Genomic DNA, 19236 nt, shown 5'->3' with positions numbered 1-19236 from the left:
CACCTGTTCCAGAAATCCATGTGTGTCATCGTGTGGCATATTGTAAAATTCAGACGTTAAATCCTGAAGTCTCTGTAATGCCAGTCCGCTGTTAGGAGAGCAGAAGTAGTCACCAATTGCTGCAGAAGTGGCAATGATGATAATCAGGTTGAAGTCCGGATGTGAATCAAGTGCTTTCAATTCGGCCAGAGAGTCATGATGATGCTGAATCGCAGTCTGGAACTGTTCTGACAATTGCCAGCGCTCCATCATCTTGACACCCACTTCTGTGTGATTAATTCCCAGTACTGCAGATTCTACTTCAGCGGTCTCACGCTGTTCTTTTTCTGCCTGCTCCAGGACAGCTAATAAATCGACAGGTATCGATCTGAGCATGGCAAGGTGTCCGATATCCTGCAGCAGTCCGATCAGGAAACTGTCATACTTCAGGTCATTGCCTGATTTTGTTGCTAGCAGTTCTGCCGCTGCTGACTGGATGATGGACTGTTTCCAGTAAGCGTCAAATCGAGACTTGAGAGGCCCCTGTGTAATTGCTGATTCGGAAAGTGAAAAGCTCAATGCCAGTGAGGTCACTACCATCGTACCCAGCAGTGGTACAGCGCGCTCGATTCCTTTGCATTCCGATCTTAAACCAAAAAATGAAGAGTTGCTTGCTTTCAGAATTTTTGCGGTAATCGCCGGATCTGCTTTGATCGTATCAATCACTTCTTTGATGTCGGTATCCGGGTTCTTGGAAAGATCAAGCAACTTAACAGCGACGGCAGGCAAAGTAGGTAATTGATCAGAAGACCAGATTTTTTCAGGAGAAATCATTATCCGTGACCTTTGTGGAAATACACATCGATAGAGGAATAGCTGTAATATAAGATACCGATTTCAGAAGCCGGGCATTGTTACCTCATGCTGATTCCAATTCAGGCGAGATAATATTGTTGATCTTCTGGCTGGCTTTTCAGGCGTTGGATGTCACCCAGCGTTCCAGTTTGCTTTTCAGACTGTCTGGCGTAAATGGCTTCACCAGATAATCCGAAACACCAGCCTGAATTGCGGTGACAACTCTGGCACGCTCTGCCTCTGTGGTAATCATGATGACGGGAATATCTTTGTTGCGCTGACGAATTTCTTTCAGCAACTGCAAGCCGTCCATGTTAGGCATATTCCAGTCACTTAACACGATGTCGAAATTCGCGGCAACAAACAGTTCTAAAGCCTGTACGCCATCTTCAGCTTCTGTGACATCCTCAATTCCCAGTTTCGATAGACATCGTTTCTGGATTGTTCTCATTGTGCCGGAATCATCTACGAGTAACACTTTCATGGAATTAGCCTTTATCTATTTTTAATTCGATTGGTCGTTCAAATTTACGTTTTTTTAAACAGGTCGTTTAGCGATCAGAAAATCCTGCTTCGATAGAAAAAGTCCCGATCTCTGAGTCAAAAGCGATACAAATGGGAGAGACATTGGATGGATAATGAACCGTGTGTCCCTTCCCGGTAATAATGTTGGGAATACTGATGGAGGCTTCCAGGTGTTCCAGTTGTGCCTTTGCTGATCCTGCAATCATGTTTGCTAATTCACAGACAGCGTCGCAGACTTCGTCGTTGATTTCAGTTGTGGTGATTCCCACCATTCGATCCAGCACACCGATGCCGACGCTCTTGGACAGGCTTAATACGAGAGTCCCTGCTGCTCTCCCCGAAATTCCAATGACGGCACTCAATTCGTGTTGAGGGATGAGGTCCTGTTTCAGGCTTAAGCCCGTTCGTTTTGGCGTGCAACCCAACATCATTTCAAATACAGAGATGGTCGAGCTGATGATGGGATTCACAAATTCTGCGGTGAGTTCAGACTTACCGAGGGTACTGCTTGACGGCATTATCTAATTCCTGTTTCCTGAGAATCATTCAACTTCAGTGATTCAGTTCTACTGAGGGCTTTTAGAGAAGTCATGTTGTCAATGTGTTTTCGTGCCTGTTGCCCTGATTCCACAACAGAAGCCAGTCGACGAACAATGCTTCAAAAGTAAATGTGCACTTAGAACATAGATCACGAAAAAATAGATGTGCTAAAATATCAACACGATATTCCGAATAATACTTCTTCGGGCAGTTTGTAATGACCGAGTATTCCGGCTGTAAGGACTGTAATGGAGGTGAAGGCCTCACATTTAAGGCAAATCCCTCCTCAGGAAAATCAACCTTGGAAATATGGGAAAATTGACAAGAGATGAATCCATGGGAATCCCTCCCTATGCCTGTCACGCGGCCTAGAAGGTTTGTATATAAGCGTTTACGTCTTTTTGGAATAATAGAGGACAAGGAACTCCGGTATTTGTGAGGGGAATCGATCACAAACTTGAGTGAAAATGACGATCAAAGTGTAGGTAAGATACTGCAAAATCTGACAATTACTGTTGAGGTAACAATTCGATTTTGCTTACCATGAGATACTGGTTAGCGGTTTTTGACCTGCGATTCTGGTGATGGACGTCAGGTTAAGAAACTGTTATGCGTCAAATTGTCATATCTGTGAACGAAGTCAAAAAAACTGATTCAGTCCAACATTGTTACATGCTGATATATTTATATAGTTGCCCGTAAACCAAAAGGCATAACTTGTCCATGGGACAGATATCACATCAAGACTGTTTTGACTTCGCTCAAGACGTTCGTTCTACATGTCACCGATTAAATAATTTTCTAACAATTTTACAGTGTCAACATGACTATCTGAATGGATTGTCATCCAACGAGATTGAGTCGGAACTTGCAGGCGTCCTCCGGGATTTAGTTCCACCGATTGAATCCGCGACCAGCGATGTGCTCGAGCTGTCAAAGAAATGCAGAGATATTCTACAGGAGCAGAAGCACACCGAGTAACTGCAGAATTGAGATTGAATCATTAGTTAATTGATATCTTTTAATTCTCAAATCATCCGGGGGCCGACCAATATGTTAACTTCAACAGATCTGATTCGAGTTGTTTTTGTCGATGATCACATGGTACTGGTAGATGCGATTGTCTCCCGGTTTCAGCGTGATCCCGATATTGAAGTTGTAGGAACAGCAACAAATGCGGATGACGGTCTGGCATTGATTCTGGAAACAGAACCCGATGTCGTCATTCTGGATGTAGAACTACCCGGACGCGGTTCATTTGATATCGCCGAAGAGATTTCCTCTCGGCTGAAAAATACGAAAATGATCTTCCTGACGGGATATCTCTCAGACATTTTCATTGAACTGGCTTTGAGGGTTAATGCAAAAGGCTACTTACTAAAAGGGGAGCCTGTTGAATCATTGATCCATGCCATCAAAAAGGCCTCGCGTGGCGAGTACTGTTTTTCACAATCGGTCCAGGAACGGCTGGTTTTTGATCACAAGAAAGAACGCTATTCGATACAGTCGCAAAGCATGCTTACCTCGCTGACATCCCGGCAGATTGAAGTGCTCCGACATCTGGCGAGGGGGAAAAGTGTCAAAGAAGTCGCACGTTCCATGCATCTCTCGGAAAAATCGATCGACAGCCATAAATATCGAATCATGCACAAACTGGGTATTCATGATCGTGTCGAACTGTCACGGTATTCGATCCGCGAAGGTTTGATTCTGCCTTAAAGCGGCAGTGCCGATTTCACGTCTCAGGTAAGAATCGGGCCACGCTGTTCAATGGCCCGGTTTATTGATTCAAGCTGATGAACTGAGAGTTCAAAGTTCAAAGCTTCTGCGTTTTCCTGAATTTGCTCAGGGCGTTTTGCTCCGCAGAGGGCACAGGTAATCCCCGGCTGTTGAATGGTCCAGCGAACAACAATCTGAGCCACTGTTCGATTCATCTCATTGGCCAGTGCACGCAGGACTTCCAGAAAATCCTGGTTTTTCTCCCATTCCTCTCCATGGAACATGGGATACTTCTGCCGACCATCTTCCGGCGCGAACTGATGATCTCGGGCCAGCTTGCCTGCAAGCAACCCTTTCATTAAAGGCCAGTAAGCCATTATGGAGACATCGTTTTCAATGCACCATGGCAGCCGATCTTTCTCAATGTCACGCTGCAACATGTTGTAGCGTGGCTGATACGCTGAAATGGGGCAGACGTCGGCAAATTCCTGAAGCTGCTCCAGGGTAAAATTAGAGACACCAACAGACTGAATTTTGCCGGCGGCCAATAATTCCTTGAATGCTCCCGCTGATTCGCTGACTGAGATTTCAGGATCGGGGCCATGCAGATAGTAGAGTTCAACACGATCGGTATTTAACCTCTGCAGGCTTTCGTCACATTCCTGTTTGATGCGGGTCGGGGAGGCATCGCGTACCTGTTTCGTTCCCTCCCAGTGAATGCCCCCTTTGGTCGCAATCACAATCCGATCCCGTCGGTCACCTAAGGCCTGCGCAATCAGTCGTTCACTTTCTCCCTCGTAGCCATAACAATATGCGGTGTCAAAGAAATTGATTCCAGATTCAAATGCAGCCTTCAGTGTTGCCAGGCTGGCCTGTTCTGTGACATCCACGCTGGTGACACCTGAAATGGGCCAGCAACCCATGGCGATGGGGGTGATCTGAATGTCCGTATTACCAATATTTCGTAGTGGAATCATGGCTTCTTATCCTTTCTGCATTGATCAGCGGGGGACTGATATCACAGGTCGATAGTATTTCGTTTTCGAATCAATTAAAATGGGGTTCGTCACCAGTTTCCTGCAACAGTATCATATGTTTCTTTCAAAACAAATGAAGGTTCATAGCGATTATGTGTGCCCGTTTTTTTCTGTTTTCACCGGATGAAGAAATCATGCGGCTGTTTCAGCTGGTGACGTTTCCGCGGATTTCCCCCCGATACAATATTGCCCCGTCACAGCCCGTTATGGCTATTGTGCAAAACCAGCAGGAGTACCAGGTCCGGCATTTTCAGTGGGGATTCATTCCCGGCTGGTTTAAAGATCCTGCTCCCGGACAGGCAATGATCAATGCCCGTTCCGAAACCGCTTCCTCCAAACCGGCTTTTAAAAATGCGTTTCGCTATCGGCGCTGCCTGATTCCCGCCAACGGGTTCTATGAATGGAAGAGTACCGGGAACCGTTCACGGCAGGCCATGTGTGTTCGCTTGCGGGAAGAGCCTCTGTTCGCGATGGCCGGGTTATGGGAACAATGGCAGAGCCCCGATGGTACTGAGGTTGATACGTGTACTGTTTTAACCACCGCTGCCAATCCTCTGCTGGAATCAATCCATCCCCGGATGCCGGTCATATTACAGCCCGCTCAGTATGCCCGCTGGTTGAGTGCGGAGACGACACCAGTTCCTCAGTTGGAAAAACTACTGCAGACCTGCCCGGCAGAGGCAATGCAGGTTCATCCGGTAAGCTCGCAGGTCAATAAGGTATCGCATGATTCACCGGACTGTCTCACGCCGATTCAGGAGCAGAAGACATTGTTCTAAGAAGAGAATGTTTTCATTTCATTCTCGCTGATTTCTGACATTCTGTATCAAATCAATGATTCAGGCGGATCAAACAGAGTCAAAACTGGCTGCACGTCTTTGAAATGTTCAAACAGATAATCTGGTTCACAGTTTCGCAGTTCCTCCAGCGAATAGACACCCGTGGCAACCGCAATCACGTTAGCACCGATGGCACGCCCGCACGTGATGTCATTGGGGGTATCGCCGAGCACCCAGACGGAGGTCTGTTCCAGGATTTCAGTGGCGTGACGCTCTCGAATTTGTCTTAAGGCTTCGTGGGCGACGTCATCCCGGTCCACATGGTGATCTCCATAGGCGCCGAAGTCAAAATAATGGTCCAGCTCGTAGTGTGCCAGTTTTTGCTTCGCACCCTGTTCGAAGTTGCCTGTCAGCAGTCCCAGATCAACATTCGCCTGTCGGGAAAGGGAGTCCAGGATCTCTCTGATCCCCGGCAGGACCCGGCCTTGATGTTCTTTCAGCTTGTCGGCGAGCAGATTGAGGTAGCCTTGCTCGAAACGCTGCCGGTTTTCACTGGTGTTGGCAATATTGAAGTATTCAAACAGGTCTACCATGATCGAATGATCGGTACGGCCTGCTGTGGGTATGCCTTCCACTGGCGCGGAAACCTGAAATTCCTCTTCCAGCATGTGCAGGATAGATCGCTGGCCTGCACCACCGGAATCGATCAGGGTGCCATCAATATCAAACAGACAGACATGCATTTGAGTCAACATCATCAGGGTGTAGAGAACGGGAGAATCACTTCTGCATTCTACACGCGCTGGATGACTTCGGAAATGCGGTTTCTTGAAACCGGTGCCCCTTTTATCTCATGGCAGGCCCGTTTGATGACATCGGCGTCAATGGTGGACAGGTTCTGTTCGAAGCCCGCCAGTAATGCCAGGTCACAGATCTGGTTGATTTTTGCAGGAATACCCTGGCTGGCTGCCTGGATCTCCTGGTATGCGGCGGCAGAAAAGAGATCCGACTGGCAACCCGACCAGCTTAAGCGAGACGTAATGTAACTTTCTGTCGTTTCCTGATCGAAACTATCCAGTTCGATGGACAGATCGGAATTTCGCGAGAGTGTGTCTGTGGCTTTCAGGTGATCCAGCGACAGAACCAGCGATAAAGTTGGGAACTGCTGATTACCAGCATGCAGCAGACGCTCAATGGCAGGCATGCATTCGGTACGAGCCTGATCGACATGGTCCAGGAGCAGTATCTGACGTCCCTGGGTCAGTTGTAAGCCGTTCAGATAATCGGTCAACTGTCGCCAGAGTCGGGGTAGTGGTGTATCAAGTGCCGGCCCCAGTCGTAAGCTGGCACAAACCTGCCAGAGCAGTTCTTCTTCTCCCAGGCCGATCAGATCGATTAATTCACACTGATGAGGAGTTCGTTTTAACAGTTGCTGAAAGACTTTCAGAGTGAGAGTCTTCCCTGTTCCCGCTGGCCCGCTGAGGATACTGCATTTCTTCTGTTCATCTGCAACAAACAGGAGACGCGCTAAAGCTTCTTCATGGAATTCACTTTCAAAGAAGTATTCCAGATCCAGCCATTGTTTGAAGGGGGCCTGTGTCAAATTCCAGAATTCGCAATACATGATTCTTTTTATGACCTGTTTGAATATTGAGTTCGAACCTGCGTGTTCTGAATCTCTGCTCCTTGCAGAACCTACCGGAAGAGAGATACCATCCATAAAATGAAGAGTGTGCCTGTTCAGAAAACGAGTGGGGTCATCTGAAAGAACTCTTCTTATTGATAAAATCGGTCATTCGATGCTATCGGCATGACCGAACCCCGCCTGAGTTGTCTGATTTTTCTCAACTTACGTAATTTAAAGAGCTTAAAGTTTTTCTGAGCCGATCGATTCCGAGAACATTTATGCCACATCGTTTTTTTTATGACGGCCCGTTTGATACGGATCAGTTACTGCTGGATGGCAGCGAGGCGCATCATCTGCTGCATGTCCTTCGTATGCGAACTGGTGATAGTGTGCTGGTATTCAACGGGACGGGTGCGGAAGCAGAAGGGGTCATCACAAATACTTCCCGGAAATCGGTGGAAATCCAGGTGACCGCCAGACATGCAGTTCAGGCCAGCTCACAGAGACCCTTGATTCTGGCGACTGCCGTACCCAAAGGAGACCGCTTTCGCTGGCTTGTTGAGAAAGCAGCAGAGCTGGGTGTGACAAAACTGGTTCCCCTGCTGACAGAACGCAGTAGTGTTGATCCTGGCGGGAATCGATTGAAAAAATTACAACAGACAATCGTCTCTGCTGCCAAGCAGTCCGGGCAGATTCAGCTCATGGAACTGGCAGAGCTGCAGAGATGGGACGAATTCCTGTCGGCAGTCAGTCAGACAGAGTGTCGCCTGCTGATTGCTGACCCGAAGGGGAGTAGAATTGATCTGTTTAAACCGGTCAAAAATTCTGAAGCAGCGGTGGTTATTCTGATTGGACCGGAAGGAGGGTTCTCTCCTCTGGAAATCCAGACTGCACTGAATCAGGGCGCGGAAGCTGTCAGGCTGAGCGAGGGTATCTTAAGAATGGAGACGGCGGCGATTCTGTTTGCCGGACTGATTCGACTGATAGAATCCCGTGACGATGCATGAACGGCCTCGCGGTCTGCAGACGCTATTATTTAAACAGATCGCCTGAGCGCATGAAGAGAGCAAAGCTGTAAATGACGACGCCAGCGACGATCAGCGAACCGAAGTTCAACAGGTTACGTCCCGTCGACATCTTTTTGCGTGCGACGATTTGAGCAATTACCGTGACAACAGCGACGAGGGTAAACTTAAAGTAGACCATGCCTTTAATGCCCCAGCCCGCGATAAAATAATTCGCCAGCTGATTGGATTCACGAAAATTTCCAGTGACCAGCAACAGGTATGTCATAAAGACATCCAGCGCATTGACCAGAATAAAGACGCAGGTCTCGCGCTCCAGCGGTAGCTGATGATTCCAGAACGCGCGCCTTTTTGCCTTCTCAGGAGGCTTCGTTTCAGTTTCATCCATGATTGAATCTCGTATGATCTATGTCGGGACAGAAAAGCGATTGACTTCAGATCAGTTTTCGCAGTTGTTTGATATATACGGGAATCGCTTCTTTCGGTTCTTCATCCGCTTCGTATTCCAGAACGACAAAGTTTTTATAGTGCGCGTCTTTCAGGATTTTCACGATGCGCGGGATATCTGCGGGAACTTCTTTTCCACGGACTCCCATTTCCACCTTGATCTGCGCATTGATCGCCAGTGGTGCGATCTTTTTCAGATCTTCATATGGATGTTCTGTGCGGAAGTTGCCACTGTCGAAATTAATCCCGAAATGAGGAGATTGATCGATACCCTCAATGATCCGCATCATCTGCTCGGGAGTCGATGTGATGCCCCCGTGGTTTTCCAAAGCGAGGCTGACTCCTTTTTTCTCAGCGTACTTCAAAGATTCATTGATGCCTGCCTGGCACAGGCGAATGGCTTCTGCTTCCTTTCCCCCTTTGGGAACCTTACCGGCAAAAATTCGAATCACGGGAGCACCCAGAATCGCAGAATAATCAATCCATTTCCGGGTCATTTCCAGCTGTTCGTCCCGGGCGGTCCCTTTTGGCAGGCAGAAATCATTTCCAATCGCTGTACCGGAAACTTCCAGGTCCAGTGAACCGGCGAGATCACGGGTCTTTTTCAGATAATCGTCACTGACGGGATTGGGGAAGTAGTAGCTGGTCAGTTCACAACCATCCAGTTTCAGTTCGCCACAGTAGCGGACAAAGTCCTGTATGGTCATGGTGGCTGGCGTTTTTCTCTCACGGGTTTTTGGCCAGCTTTGCTGCATGTAACGGTTGAAAGAATAGGCGGCCAGACTCAACTTGAGATGCTCAGGAGTCTCTTTTTTCTGAACTCCTGCTGCCAAAGCGGTGTCTGACATCAGCGTACCTGCTGTCAGGGCAGCGAATCCCCAGGCGGAAGAAGACTTCAGGAAATCACGTCTGCTGGTTTCACCGTAACAGGGGGAATCGGAACTGACTGCCATTATGTTTACTCCGGAATGAGGGACTATCAACTCAAGTAAGTTTTCAAAACCGCTGTTTCGGGAACAGGTCTTGTGTATTTTGACAAATCAAGGCTCGTAAAGAAACCCTCGATATCAAAAACAGGCAGAATTGCAAAGTTTCTACGGATGGCTAAACTTACTCTATTACTATAGATAACACTGACAGGATTACTGTCTGTTTGTTACGATACTTGACCGGGCATTGCTGGCCCACACAGACACAAAAATCATTTTATGAGCCGGGCAATAGTGCCCATGAACGATTAGGAAGACTGGACACAATGCCTCGTTACGACGCCAAGCGGATTGAAACCAAATGGCAGACCTATTGGGATCAGCAGGAAACTTTCAAAGTCGGTGAGTTTGTTGAAGGGAAAGACAAGCTGTATGTACTCGATATGTTTCCTTATCCGTCAGGCGAAGGTTTACATGTCGGGCATCCCGAAGGGTATACGGCAACTGACATCGTCTGTCGCCACGCCCGTATGCAGGGGAAACAGGTGCTGCATCCCATGGGCTGGGACGCATTTGGCTTACCGGCAGAGCAGCATGCGATCAAAACTGGGACCCCTCCCAGAATCACAACTCAGAAGAACATAGACACCTTTCGACGTCAGTTGAAGATGTTAGGTTTCAGTTATGACTGGAGTCGCGAATTTTCGACGACGGATCCGGATTACTTTCGCTGGACGCAATGGATCTTTTTGCAGTTATTCGATTCGTGGTTTGATTCCGAATATGAATGGATCGGGCCGGATGGCAAGCAGCGTGTCGGTCGTGCCCGCCCCATCAGCGAGTTGCCGATCCCCGAAAAAGTGAAAGCGGAGGGAGAAGACGCGACCCGCCATTACCAGAATCGCCATCGATTGGCATATCAGCATGAGGCGCCCGTCAACTGGTGTCCGAAACTGGGGACGGTTTTGGCCAACGAGGAAATTATCGATGGAAAAAGTGAGCGGGGCGGACATCCCGTGGAGCGGATTCCCTTGCGGCAGTGGATGCTCCGGATTACGAAGTACGGCGATCGGTTGATTGATGGACTGGAGGGACTGGACTGGTCCGATTCTATTAAATCGTTACAGAAAAACTGGATTGGCCGCAGTGAAGGTGCAGAGGTAGATTTCTATGTGGGCGCGGGAGGATCAGACGCCGATCTGGAGCAGGGATTTACTGCCTGGAAATCCTCACGCAGCGAGACCGGATTTTCGGAGGATCCCGAAGCGGACGTCTTACGGATCTATACCACTCGTCCTGATACCCTGTTCGGTGCTACCTATATGGTACTTGCTCCCGAACACCCGTTTGTAGATCGTCTGACAACAATTGAGCAGAAGCAGGCCGTCGAAACGTATCGCAAACAGGCGACACTCAAGAGCGACCTGGATCGAACCGATCTCGCGAAAGAGAAGACAGGGGTATTTACCGGCAGTTTCGCCATCAACCCAGTCAACGGCGAGAAAATACCGGTCTGGATTGCCGATTACGTTTTGATCAGCTATGGCACGGGTGCCATCATGGCGGTTCCCGCTCACGATTTACGAGACTGGGAATTTGCCGTTGAGTTTGATTTATCCATCATCCCTGTGGTTGAACCACCAGAGAATTACGAGCCATCTAAAGACGAGCAGGCTCTGGAGGCGGAGATTGCGCGTGAAAAGAGGACTCCCTTTTCCGGCCTGGGGACCGCCATTCATTCCGGTGAATTTGATGGCATGAAAACGGCAGACTTCAAAAAAGAAATCACGGCTCGTCTGGTTGAGCAGGGGCTTGGTAAAGGGGCCGTGAATTATCGTCTTCGCGACTGGTTATTCAGCCGCCAGCATTTCTGGGGAGAACCGTTTCCCATCTGGCACGAGTTGGATGAGGACGGCAAGATAACAGGCTTGATGCGACCGGACCCGGAAGAAAGTTTACCGGTTGAGCTTCCCGAAATGAAAGAGTACAAGTCGGCCGGGACTCCCGAACCGCCGTTGTCTTCTGCGCCTGACGAATGGTTGTATAAAACAGGTACGGACGGCAAGCGGTTGTTGCGCGAAGTGAACAGCATGCCACAATGGGCGGGCTCCTGCTGGTACTATTTGAGATTTGCCGACCCCAAAAACAGTGAGCGATTTATCGATCCGGAAAACGAGAAGAACTGGTTGCCCGTCGATCTGTATATTGGTGGCGGCGAACATGCGGTTCTGCATCTACTTTACGCGCGTTTCTGGCATCAGGTACTCTTTGACCGTGGACATGTGACCTGTCCGGAACCATTCCAGAAACTCGTCAATCAAGGCATGATTTTAGGTGATGTCGAATTAACGGGCTTCCAACAGACAGATGGCACCTGGGTGTCGGCAAAGGACGTGACCGAATCTGATGAATCCGAAACCAAGTGGATTGAGAAAGCTTCGGGTAAGCCCGTGACGATCATCCGCCTGGAATCAGATCAGGTGCAGAAACAGGGTGAGGATTTTGTACTCGTCGATCAGCCCGACATCTCTGTCAACAGCCGTGCCTATAAGATGTCAAAGTCACGTGGCAACGTGATCAATCCGGACATCGTTGTAGAACAGTATGGCGCTGACGCACTGCGGATGTACGAGATGTTTATGGGGCCTCTGGAAGCAACCAAGCCCTGGAGCATGAGTGGCGTGGATGGCGTCAGTCGATTTCTGGGGCGCGTCTGGCGCTTGATCATCGATGAAAAACAGGAAGAAGTTGCCTTAAGCGACGCTGTCAGCGATGAGGAACCCGATGAAGATCAGTTGCGCATATTGCATAAGACGATTAAAGCCGTATCTGAGGATATCGAAAAGTTATCCTTCAATACCGCCATCAGTCGTATGATGGAATTTACGAATGCGATGGGACCGTTAAAAACCAGGTCCAAAGAAGTGTTGTCTGATTTCGTATTGCTGCTTTCCCCATTCGCGCCGCATATTGCAGAAGAACTCTGGAGCGTACTGGGGCACGCAGAAACTCTGGCATACCAGCCCTGGCCCGCATATGATGAAGCCCTGTTGCAGGAATCGGTCGTGGAAATCCCGGTGCAGGTGAATGGGAAATTACGATCGAAAGTTTCAGTCGCAGCAGACGCCGACCAGGCTACCATGCAGCAGACTGCGGAGCAGGATGAGACGATCGCCCAGCATCTGGAAGGAAAAACCATCGTGAAGGCGATTGTCATTCCCGGACGACTGATTAACTTTGTGGTGAAGTAACAGGGAAGGCAGGGGAGAAGCAGACGCTGCTTTACCCCTGTCTTTCTATTCTCTGGCGGGAACTATTCTTCTTCTCGTCGATAGAGGGGCTGGCTGATTCCGGTTGGATCAACAGACCAGGGGAGCCAGGCGAATGAAACTTCATTCACCATGAGATCAGACTTCCGCGGGCGGACAGGATAGGCCTCAATTTCCAGATCTTCCGGCCGAATCGGTTCTTCCAGTTCGTCGATCTCCTGCTGAAACTCAGTTTCCAGGGCAGCGTATTTTTGATGCTGGATTTCCAGAGCATCTTTCGCACGTCCAATATCATCGTGCTCCTTGGCGGCGCGTCCCACACTGCGTGCAGCAGTGGATGCTTTGCGGACGTTGGTGGCGCTGGCTACTTTTCTGCCCATGATTGCACCGAAAATCGTCGTGCCGATCGAGAGAAACGTACTCAATTTTTTTTCGCTGTACTGTGATTCTTCCCGCGCCACACGCTCTTCTGCTGTTCGAATCCGATTTTTTATGATGTCGAATCTGGAAGCATATTTAGATCTTAATTTTTCTATCTGGAGATCACGTTCCTCACGCATCAGCTGTTTGAGTCTCGCCCGAAACGCAGATTCATTTTCCTCCGGTTCGGAATACAGCTTTGGATCTGCGCTAAACCAGAGATTCAGCGGGCGCTCCTGGTAGAGGTATGTTTTCAATTCCTTTTCCCAGGATTGGTACTGTTTCGGTTTTGTGAGCAGACTGTCGACTTCTGCAAAGACGGCCTGGGAATCAGGTTCTGAATCATAGTCCAGATTACCCGGCGGGATGATTGTAGCCGCTTCCCAGACAGACTCTGGAACCGAACCGGTGACTGTCAGCAGCAGAGCCACATCCTGCCAGAGATCGACCTTGGATTTGGCATCGGCGTAGCGCAGTTTCGCAAGACCGATCAACCCCGGGCGATAGACGAGTCGACTTCCCGTCGAGGCAATCGTCGCAGCAGTAAAAACTCGCTGTTTTATTTCTGGAGGAATCAATGGCGGCTGTGACAGGTCTGGTTCTGATGTCGTGATGACCGCTGTTGCCGGAGTCGATTCGGCAATCGCCTGTTTACGTGGATCCATCAGCGTTTTGATCTGATTTCTCGTCAGTGGACCTCGCAGATAGGACAATGCCCATCTGGTCTGGAAGACAACGGGCGCATCTTCGTGCACATTGTGCAACAGGAACACCCGGCTTCCCAGGTCAGATAGAATGGCTTCCATTTCCTGTCGATGGAACTGGCTGCCGGCTGTTCCCGATGCACTTTCCAGGCCATCGAGTAAACGTGCTTTATCGCGTTCTGTCTGCAGGCGACCGATAAACCAGGTACCGGTATTCGAGAGTCCTTTATAGTCCAGGTCAACCGGATTCTGTGTCGAGAGCACCACGCCCAGACCAAAGGCACGTGCCTGTTTTAACAGGGTGAGCATGGGAGTTTTAGAAGGTGGATTCGCTGTCGGAGGGAAGTAGCCGTAAACTTCATCCATATACAGAATTGCCCGCAGGCTGGAGGTACCTGGCTGACTGCGGACCCAGGCCAGCACTTCATTGAGCAGTATTGTGACAAAAAACATACGTTCCGATTCAGACAGGTGGGCAATCGAAAGAATGGAGATACGGGGCTTACCCTGTTTTGTCATTAACAGTCGCTCAATATTTAATGCTTCCCCCTGCATCCAGGACTCAAATCCCGGAGAAGCCAGCAGGTTGTTGAGTTGCAGAGAGAGCTGAACGCGCTCTTTCGCCGGGTAAAACATATCCAGGTTGAGGAAACCGATCTTATCAAACGGGGGTGCCTGGATTTCCTGAATCAGACTGGCGATGGACAGATTGCGTTTTTCTTTCCAGGCATTGCTGAGAATATTGGAAAGCAGGATGTGCTCCCGGCTGTTGATCGGGTCAGCATTGATCTTCAGGAGGGCCAGCAGTCCCGATACTGCAGACATGATGCGGTCTCGCAGGGCATCACTGTTGTTCAAAATCGCGTCGCTCGGTGCATCAAAAGATTTCAGAACTGACAGGGGCAGCCCGGCATTACTGCCTGGTGTGTAGATTGCCATGTCGACGGCATCGCGCAGTCGGGCAATACGAGTGCCATCCTGCTGCCAGTCAGCGAGTCCTTTCTTCCAGAGATCGGCAGTCCAGCTTGCGTATTCGTCAGGTGTCTTGCCTTTGCGTACGGCTTCGCTTTCTTCAATCCAGGGGCGAAAATCAGCAGGTTTTAAATCCGGAAAATTCAGTAACAGATTTCCCAAGTCCCCCTTGGGATCAATGGCGATGACAGGAATATCATCAATGGCTGCTTCTTCCAGCAGAGAGAGACATAAGCCGGTTTTTCCACTGCCGGTCATCCCGACACACACGGCATGTGTTGTCAGATCTTTACTGTCATATAATACCAGATCTTCTTTCACCCGATTTTCAGGCAGGTCATATTCCCGTCCCAGGTAGAATGCTCCCAGCTTTTCATAGGGTTGGTCAGTCATAATTCACCGTGAATGGAGTGAAGCGATGAGTCCGTTTTCAGTCTAATGTCTGTATCGAAGACCATGGGGCGAGAATCAAAAAAGACCCGATGGTGAATTGAAAATTTTTTCAGATCAGCGTGCAATCTGAAAGTGTAGATAGAGTACCATGCTGTCTGTCTGATTTCACGTTTTGAGTCAGATTCTTCCCTAAAAAACGGGAAGCGAATTTCTGCTGGATGATTCAATTTCCGGGTTCTTCCGCCTCGGGAACAATTGAGAAGCAGGCAGAAACTTCCGTCGGAATCCGGCGGGGAGCGAGGCTTTCGTAATTCACAAACGCCCAGTTTGTTTCAGCGCGTACCAGGATCTGGGAATCAGCAGGACGGATAATCCTGTATTTTCGCAACGATTTGACTTTCTGAAGCGTGGAAATCCAGGTTTGCACAACGATTTCCTCGTTCACAAATGCGGGTTGCAGATATTCGATAAAATGACTGCGCGCAACCCAGCCGATTTTCAATTCGCGATAACGGCTTCCCGGCCAGCCATTTGCCCTGGAGTGAGCGACTGCTGCATCTTGTAACCATTTCAAATAGACTACGTTATTGACATGCCCTAATCCGTCGATTTCATCTTCAGTCACTAAATGATGGTATTCATAAATGCGATGCATGGAATTTGTATCCCCGATTATGGTATGGTATCCACTGTGAGAAATCGTGCTTGTATGGGAGCAGCACTCCGTTTCCGGGCTGCCATCTCGGAACAGTGTAATTGAATCGCATCAAAATTGAATCTGAGTTCCATGAATAACATTAATTCGCTTCCCCTGGTAATTGGTTTAGGTGAATTACTCTGGGATTGTTTTGAGGATGAGAGAAGACCAGGCGGCGCACCGGCGAATGTCGCCTTCCAGGCCAATCAGCTGGGATGCCGGGGGACCGTCGTCACACGCGTCGGACAGGATGAACTCGGGAATGAACTGCTGGAATTTCTGAAGCAGCAGGGACTGTCTGTGGATCATGTTCAGGTTGATGAATCCTTTCCCACAGGCACTGTCACCGTACAGTATTCCGATGCAAACGATCCTCAATATACCATCCATGAACAGGTTGCCTGGGACCATCTGGAATTTAATGAGGATCTGTCTGCGTTGATGCAGCAGTCCCAGGCGGTCTGCTTCGGGACTCTGGCGCAGCGGGAACCAGCTTCACGCGAAGCGATTCATCAATGCCTGGCTGCCACTACGGAAAATTGCCTGGTGGTATATGACGTGAATCTCCGCCAGGATTACTATGAACGAAGCTGGATGGAAAGCTCTCTGGCAGCTGCAAAGATGGTCAAGTTGAATCAGGACGAAGTAGATAAGCTGAGCGAAATTCTGGGATTATCAATCGACAGCCCCAGGCAGTTCGCGGATCAGATTCAGAAAGATTATCAACTGGATGCGATCTGCATTACACGTGGAGCAGAAGGATGCCTGATTTATTCTGACGGACAGGAATATGATATCCCCGGTTCTCCGGTAGAGGTTGTCGATGCCGTCGGTGCCGGCGATGCGTTTACCGCAGCTTTAATTTCAAGACGGTTACTGGGTTGGGATTGGCGGCAGGCTGCATTGTTCGCGAATCGGGTAGGTGGTCTGGTAGCAAGCCAGGCCGGCGCGATGCCTGTTCTGAAACAGGAATTTGAACAACTCAGTCAGGAAATACAAAATTCTTTATGACCGGTTTCGTCAATACTATTAACAACTTTTAATTATATAAGGATCGAAGAGATGTTACGTCTTAGTCTGTTGGTATTGAGTCTGATTGTATTGTGTTGCGTTGGCTGTTCTGGAGAAGTCCCCACTGCCAGTGATCCCGAAGTACCTCAAGCTGCTGAAGCAGGTGGAAAGGATACGCCCAGCGGTGCCGATGATTACCAGGTTCTGCTGGAGACAACCAAAGGGAATATCAAGCTGGAAGTTCATCCGGAATGGTCACCCCGGGGAGCAGAACGGTTTAAGGAACTGGTTAAGAACGGTTTTTATAACGACACTGCTTTCTTTCGTGTTATCGAGGGATTCATGGCACAGACTGGTATCAACGGAGATCCGGAACTGCATGCCAAATGGCGCGATAACAATATCATGGATGATCCCGTGGTAGAATCGAACAAACGTGGCTACGTCTCCTTTGCGAAAACAGGGATGCCCAACTCGCGGTCTACACAGTTTTTCATAAACTTCGGGGATAACTCCAATCTGGACGGAATGGGCTTTTCTCCGTTTGCGAAGGTGGTCGAAGGCATGGATGTCGTTGATTCTCTCTATAATGGATATGGAGAAGGAGCACCTCAGGGCCGTGGTCCTTATCAGGGAAAAATTGTGGATGAAGGGAATGCTTACCTGAAGAAAGAATTCCCCATGCTGGACTACATTAAAAAGGCAACCATCGTGGGCGAGCAGCCAGCTGAAACCAGTGAGAAGGCTGAAAGCAAACCAGAAACGGACAATCCGGGATCTGAAAAACCCGCTGCGAAGGAAGAAGAGAAGACCGATGCACCTGCCGCTGAAAAGAAAGAGGATGCGGCTGCGAAACCAGAGACCGAAAAACCGGCTCCGGCTACGAAAGAGTAATCGGCCCGATCAGTCGTTGACCGGCATACGCACAAAGGGAGACCGGATGCAGTCCAGCTCATCCAGCTCCCTGCTGGCGGCCTGAAAGCGGCCTTCTGTCGTGCGATGGGTCATAATCACCAGCGGTACGATTGAGTATGCTTCGTCTGGATCAACTTCCGGCGCTTCGTGCTGGACCAGGCTGGCGATGCTGATTTCATGGTCGCCTAATACGTTCGTGATGTCAGCTAAAACATGCGGGCGGTCTTCCACGTTTAAACGCAGGAAGTAGCGTCGGGAAATTTCCTCGCGGGGCATGATCTTGATGCCCTGGCGCGGGTTCCAGAGATCGAGTCGGGGAAATGTCAGAGCGGCTCTGCCAACGGCAATATCAACCACGTTGGCAACGACCGCGGAAGCCGTCGCCATCTGGCCTGCTCCCATGCCTGACAGCCAGACTTTACCGACGGCATCGCCTTCGAGGGCAATTTTATTATAGGCGTCTTCCACATGCGCCAGTGGGTTGTCATTGCGGATCAAAGTGGGCTGGGCATGCATTTCCAGCTGACCATCCAGCAGCTTGGCGACCGCCAGTAATTTGACGGTGTAACCCAACTCTGAGGCGTACTGTAAATCCGCCAGGGACAGGCTGTCGATTCCCTGTCGCAGAAACTGATCAAGATTTACTTTGATGCCCAATGCCAGCTGCACCAGAATTCCGAGTTTTTGCGCCGCATCTGTCCCATCGACGTCCATGGCCGGATCAGCTTCCGCGTAGCCGATTTCCTGGGCGCTTTTCACGGCATCAGCGTAACTTACATTGTGAGAAAACATCTCTGTCAGGATGTAATTACTGGTCCCGTTTAAAATGGCTTCGATGGAGGTGATCTGGTTTGCTGTCATCGCCTGTGTGACGGTTTCAAGCAGAGGCACCCCCCCCGCCACAGCTGCTTCAAAGCAGATACAGCGCCCCAGTTCCCGGGCGCGTTGAAACAGACTTTCTCCCTTTTCACAGAGGAGTGCTTTATTTGCGGTGACCACGTCTTTGCCGCTTTCAAGGGCGCGGAGCATGATATCATAAGCCGGGTCAATTCCCCCAATCAGCTGAATGACAACGTCGATGGATTCATCGTTGATGACAGCATCAATACTGTCAGTTAAAACATCAGGGGGCAGATCAATATTTCTTGGACGGGACAGGTCCCGGACGACGGCTTTTTTGAGATGAATGGGGCGTCCAGCCCGCGTCGTCATTTGTTCGGAACGATCCAGCAGGATTTTAGCAACACCACTGCCCACGGTACCCATACCGATAATCGCGACATTTAACGGAGAAGACGACATTCCAGATTCCCGAGTGTTTGATAAAAGTGACTGCCAAAAAAGGCCATGTTTCAGGATCGTAATATAGACGGTTCACCGGGAGAGTGGAACC

General features: G+C 49.5%; 17 protein-coding genes. 6 read left to right on the top strand and 11 right to left on the bottom strand.

Going from position 1 to position 19236, the window contains the following annotated elements; translation table 11 throughout:
- From AACZ40_RS12335 to AACZ40_RS12325, 3 genes are all read right to left on the bottom strand, one after another.
- The coding region (locus AACZ40_RS12335) for an HDOD domain-containing protein (RefSeq protein ID WP_339674553.1) at window positions 1–813 on the bottom strand (813 nt) is incomplete at its 3' end.
- A 139-nt stretch (window positions 814–952) separates the two neighbouring features.
- A complete protein-coding gene (locus tag AACZ40_RS12330; protein ID WP_291170142.1) occupies window positions 953–1318 on the bottom strand; it encodes a response regulator in 366 nt (121 codons plus the stop codon).
- 67 nt (window positions 1319–1385) lie between these two features.
- A complete protein-coding gene (locus AACZ40_RS12325; RefSeq protein WP_291170144.1) occupies window positions 1386–1877 on the bottom strand; it encodes a chemotaxis protein CheX in 492 nt (163 codons plus the stop codon).
- A gap of 1075 nt (window positions 1878–2952) precedes the next feature.
- Between AACZ40_RS12325 and AACZ40_RS12320 the strand changes: the two genes are divergently transcribed.
- Window positions 2953–3618, top strand: a complete 666-nt coding sequence (locus tag AACZ40_RS12320) for a response regulator transcription factor (protein WP_291170146.1) — start codon at window positions 2953–2955, stop codon at window positions 3616–3618.
- Window positions 3619–3641: 23 nt separating this feature from the next.
- Here the strand turns inward: AACZ40_RS12320 and AACZ40_RS12315 are convergent, their stop codons facing one another.
- Window positions 3642–4595 carry an aldo/keto reductase gene (locus AACZ40_RS12315; protein WP_291170148.1) on the bottom strand — a complete coding sequence of 318 codons (954 nt, stop codon included), beginning with the start codon at window positions 4593–4595 and terminating at the stop codon, window positions 3642–3644.
- A 152-nt stretch (window positions 4596–4747) separates the two neighbouring features.
- On the opposite strand from AACZ40_RS12315, the gene AACZ40_RS12310 reads away from it, so the two are divergent.
- A complete protein-coding gene (locus AACZ40_RS12310; RefSeq protein WP_291170150.1) occupies window positions 4748–5434 on the top strand; it encodes an SOS response-associated peptidase in 687 nt (228 codons plus the stop codon).
- A gap of 47 nt (window positions 5435–5481) precedes the next feature.
- Here AACZ40_RS12310 and AACZ40_RS12305 read toward each other — a convergent pair whose 3' ends face one another.
- Both AACZ40_RS12305 and AACZ40_RS12300 read right to left on the bottom strand, forming a co-directional pair.
- Entirely contained in the window at window positions 5482–6177 is a 696-nt protein-coding gene (locus AACZ40_RS12305; protein WP_291170152.1) for an HAD family hydrolase, read from the bottom strand.
- Between the two features lie 50 nt (window positions 6178–6227).
- Window positions 6228–7058 carry an AAA family ATPase gene (locus tag AACZ40_RS12300; protein ID WP_291170154.1) on the bottom strand — a complete coding sequence of 277 codons (831 nt, stop codon included), beginning with the start codon at window positions 7056–7058 and terminating at the stop codon, window positions 6228–6230.
- 281 nt (window positions 7059–7339) lie between these two features.
- Here AACZ40_RS12300 and AACZ40_RS12295 point away from each other — a divergent pair, with 281 nt between their 5' ends.
- A complete protein-coding gene (locus tag AACZ40_RS12295; RefSeq protein ID WP_291170155.1) occupies window positions 7340–8068 on the top strand; it encodes an RsmE family RNA methyltransferase in 729 nt (242 codons plus the stop codon).
- A gap of 25 nt (window positions 8069–8093) precedes the next feature.
- Here the strand turns inward: AACZ40_RS12295 and AACZ40_RS12290 are convergent, their stop codons facing one another.
- Together AACZ40_RS12290 and AACZ40_RS12285 are read right to left on the bottom strand one after the other, a co-directional pair.
- Entirely contained in the window at window positions 8094–8474 is a 381-nt protein-coding gene (locus tag AACZ40_RS12290; RefSeq protein ID WP_291170156.1) for a DUF5658 family protein, read from the bottom strand.
- Window positions 8475–8520: 46 nt separating this feature from the next.
- A complete protein-coding gene (locus AACZ40_RS12285) occupies window positions 8521–9486 on the bottom strand; it encodes a TIM barrel protein (RefSeq protein ID WP_291170158.1) in 966 nt (321 codons plus the stop codon).
- A gap of 302 nt (window positions 9487–9788) precedes the next feature.
- Here AACZ40_RS12285 and leuS point away from each other — a divergent pair, with 302 nt between their 5' ends.
- Window positions 9789–12713, top strand: a complete 2925-nt coding sequence (gene leuS / locus AACZ40_RS12280) for a leucine--tRNA ligase (RefSeq protein WP_339674551.1) — start codon at window positions 9789–9791, stop codon at window positions 12711–12713.
- A gap of 62 nt (window positions 12714–12775) precedes the next feature.
- Here the strand turns inward: leuS and AACZ40_RS12275 are convergent, their stop codons facing one another.
- Together AACZ40_RS12275 and AACZ40_RS12270 are read right to left on the bottom strand one after the other, a co-directional pair.
- A complete protein-coding gene (locus AACZ40_RS12275; RefSeq protein WP_291170161.1) occupies window positions 12776–15220 on the bottom strand; it encodes a DUF87 domain-containing protein in 2445 nt (814 codons plus the stop codon).
- 223 nt (window positions 15221–15443) lie between these two features.
- The gene (locus AACZ40_RS12270) at window positions 15444–15875 is read right to left on the bottom strand and encodes an acyl-CoA thioesterase (RefSeq protein WP_291170163.1); all 432 of its coding nucleotides are present in this window, start codon (window positions 15873–15875) and stop codon (window positions 15444–15446) included.
- Between the two features lie 132 nt (window positions 15876–16007).
- Between AACZ40_RS12270 and AACZ40_RS12265 the strand changes: the two genes are divergently transcribed.
- Together AACZ40_RS12265 and AACZ40_RS12260 are read left to right on the top strand one after the other, a co-directional pair.
- Window positions 16008–16928: a carbohydrate kinase gene (locus AACZ40_RS12265; protein WP_291170165.1), complete on the top strand. Its 921-nt coding sequence runs from the start codon at window positions 16008–16010 to the stop codon at window positions 16926–16928.
- 51 nt (window positions 16929–16979) lie between these two features.
- Window positions 16980–17822 carry a peptidylprolyl isomerase gene (locus tag AACZ40_RS12260; protein WP_291170167.1) on the top strand — a complete coding sequence of 281 codons (843 nt, stop codon included), beginning with the start codon at window positions 16980–16982 and terminating at the stop codon, window positions 17820–17822.
- A 9-nt stretch (window positions 17823–17831) separates the two neighbouring features.
- On the opposite strand, the gene AACZ40_RS12255 is transcribed toward AACZ40_RS12260, so the two are convergent.
- Window positions 17832–19145, bottom strand: coding sequence for a homoserine dehydrogenase (locus tag AACZ40_RS12255; RefSeq protein ID WP_291170169.1), 1314 nt, complete (start codon window positions 19143–19145; stop codon window positions 17832–17834).
- Between the last annotated feature and the right edge of the window lie 91 nt (window positions 19146–19236).

Origin of the sequence: uncultured Gimesia sp. (assembly GCF_963972345.1) — a bacterium.
Classification (GTDB): Bacteria; Planctomycetota; Planctomycetia; order Planctomycetales; family Planctomycetaceae; genus Gimesia.
This window is presented reverse-complemented; position numbering and strand designations above follow the sequence as displayed.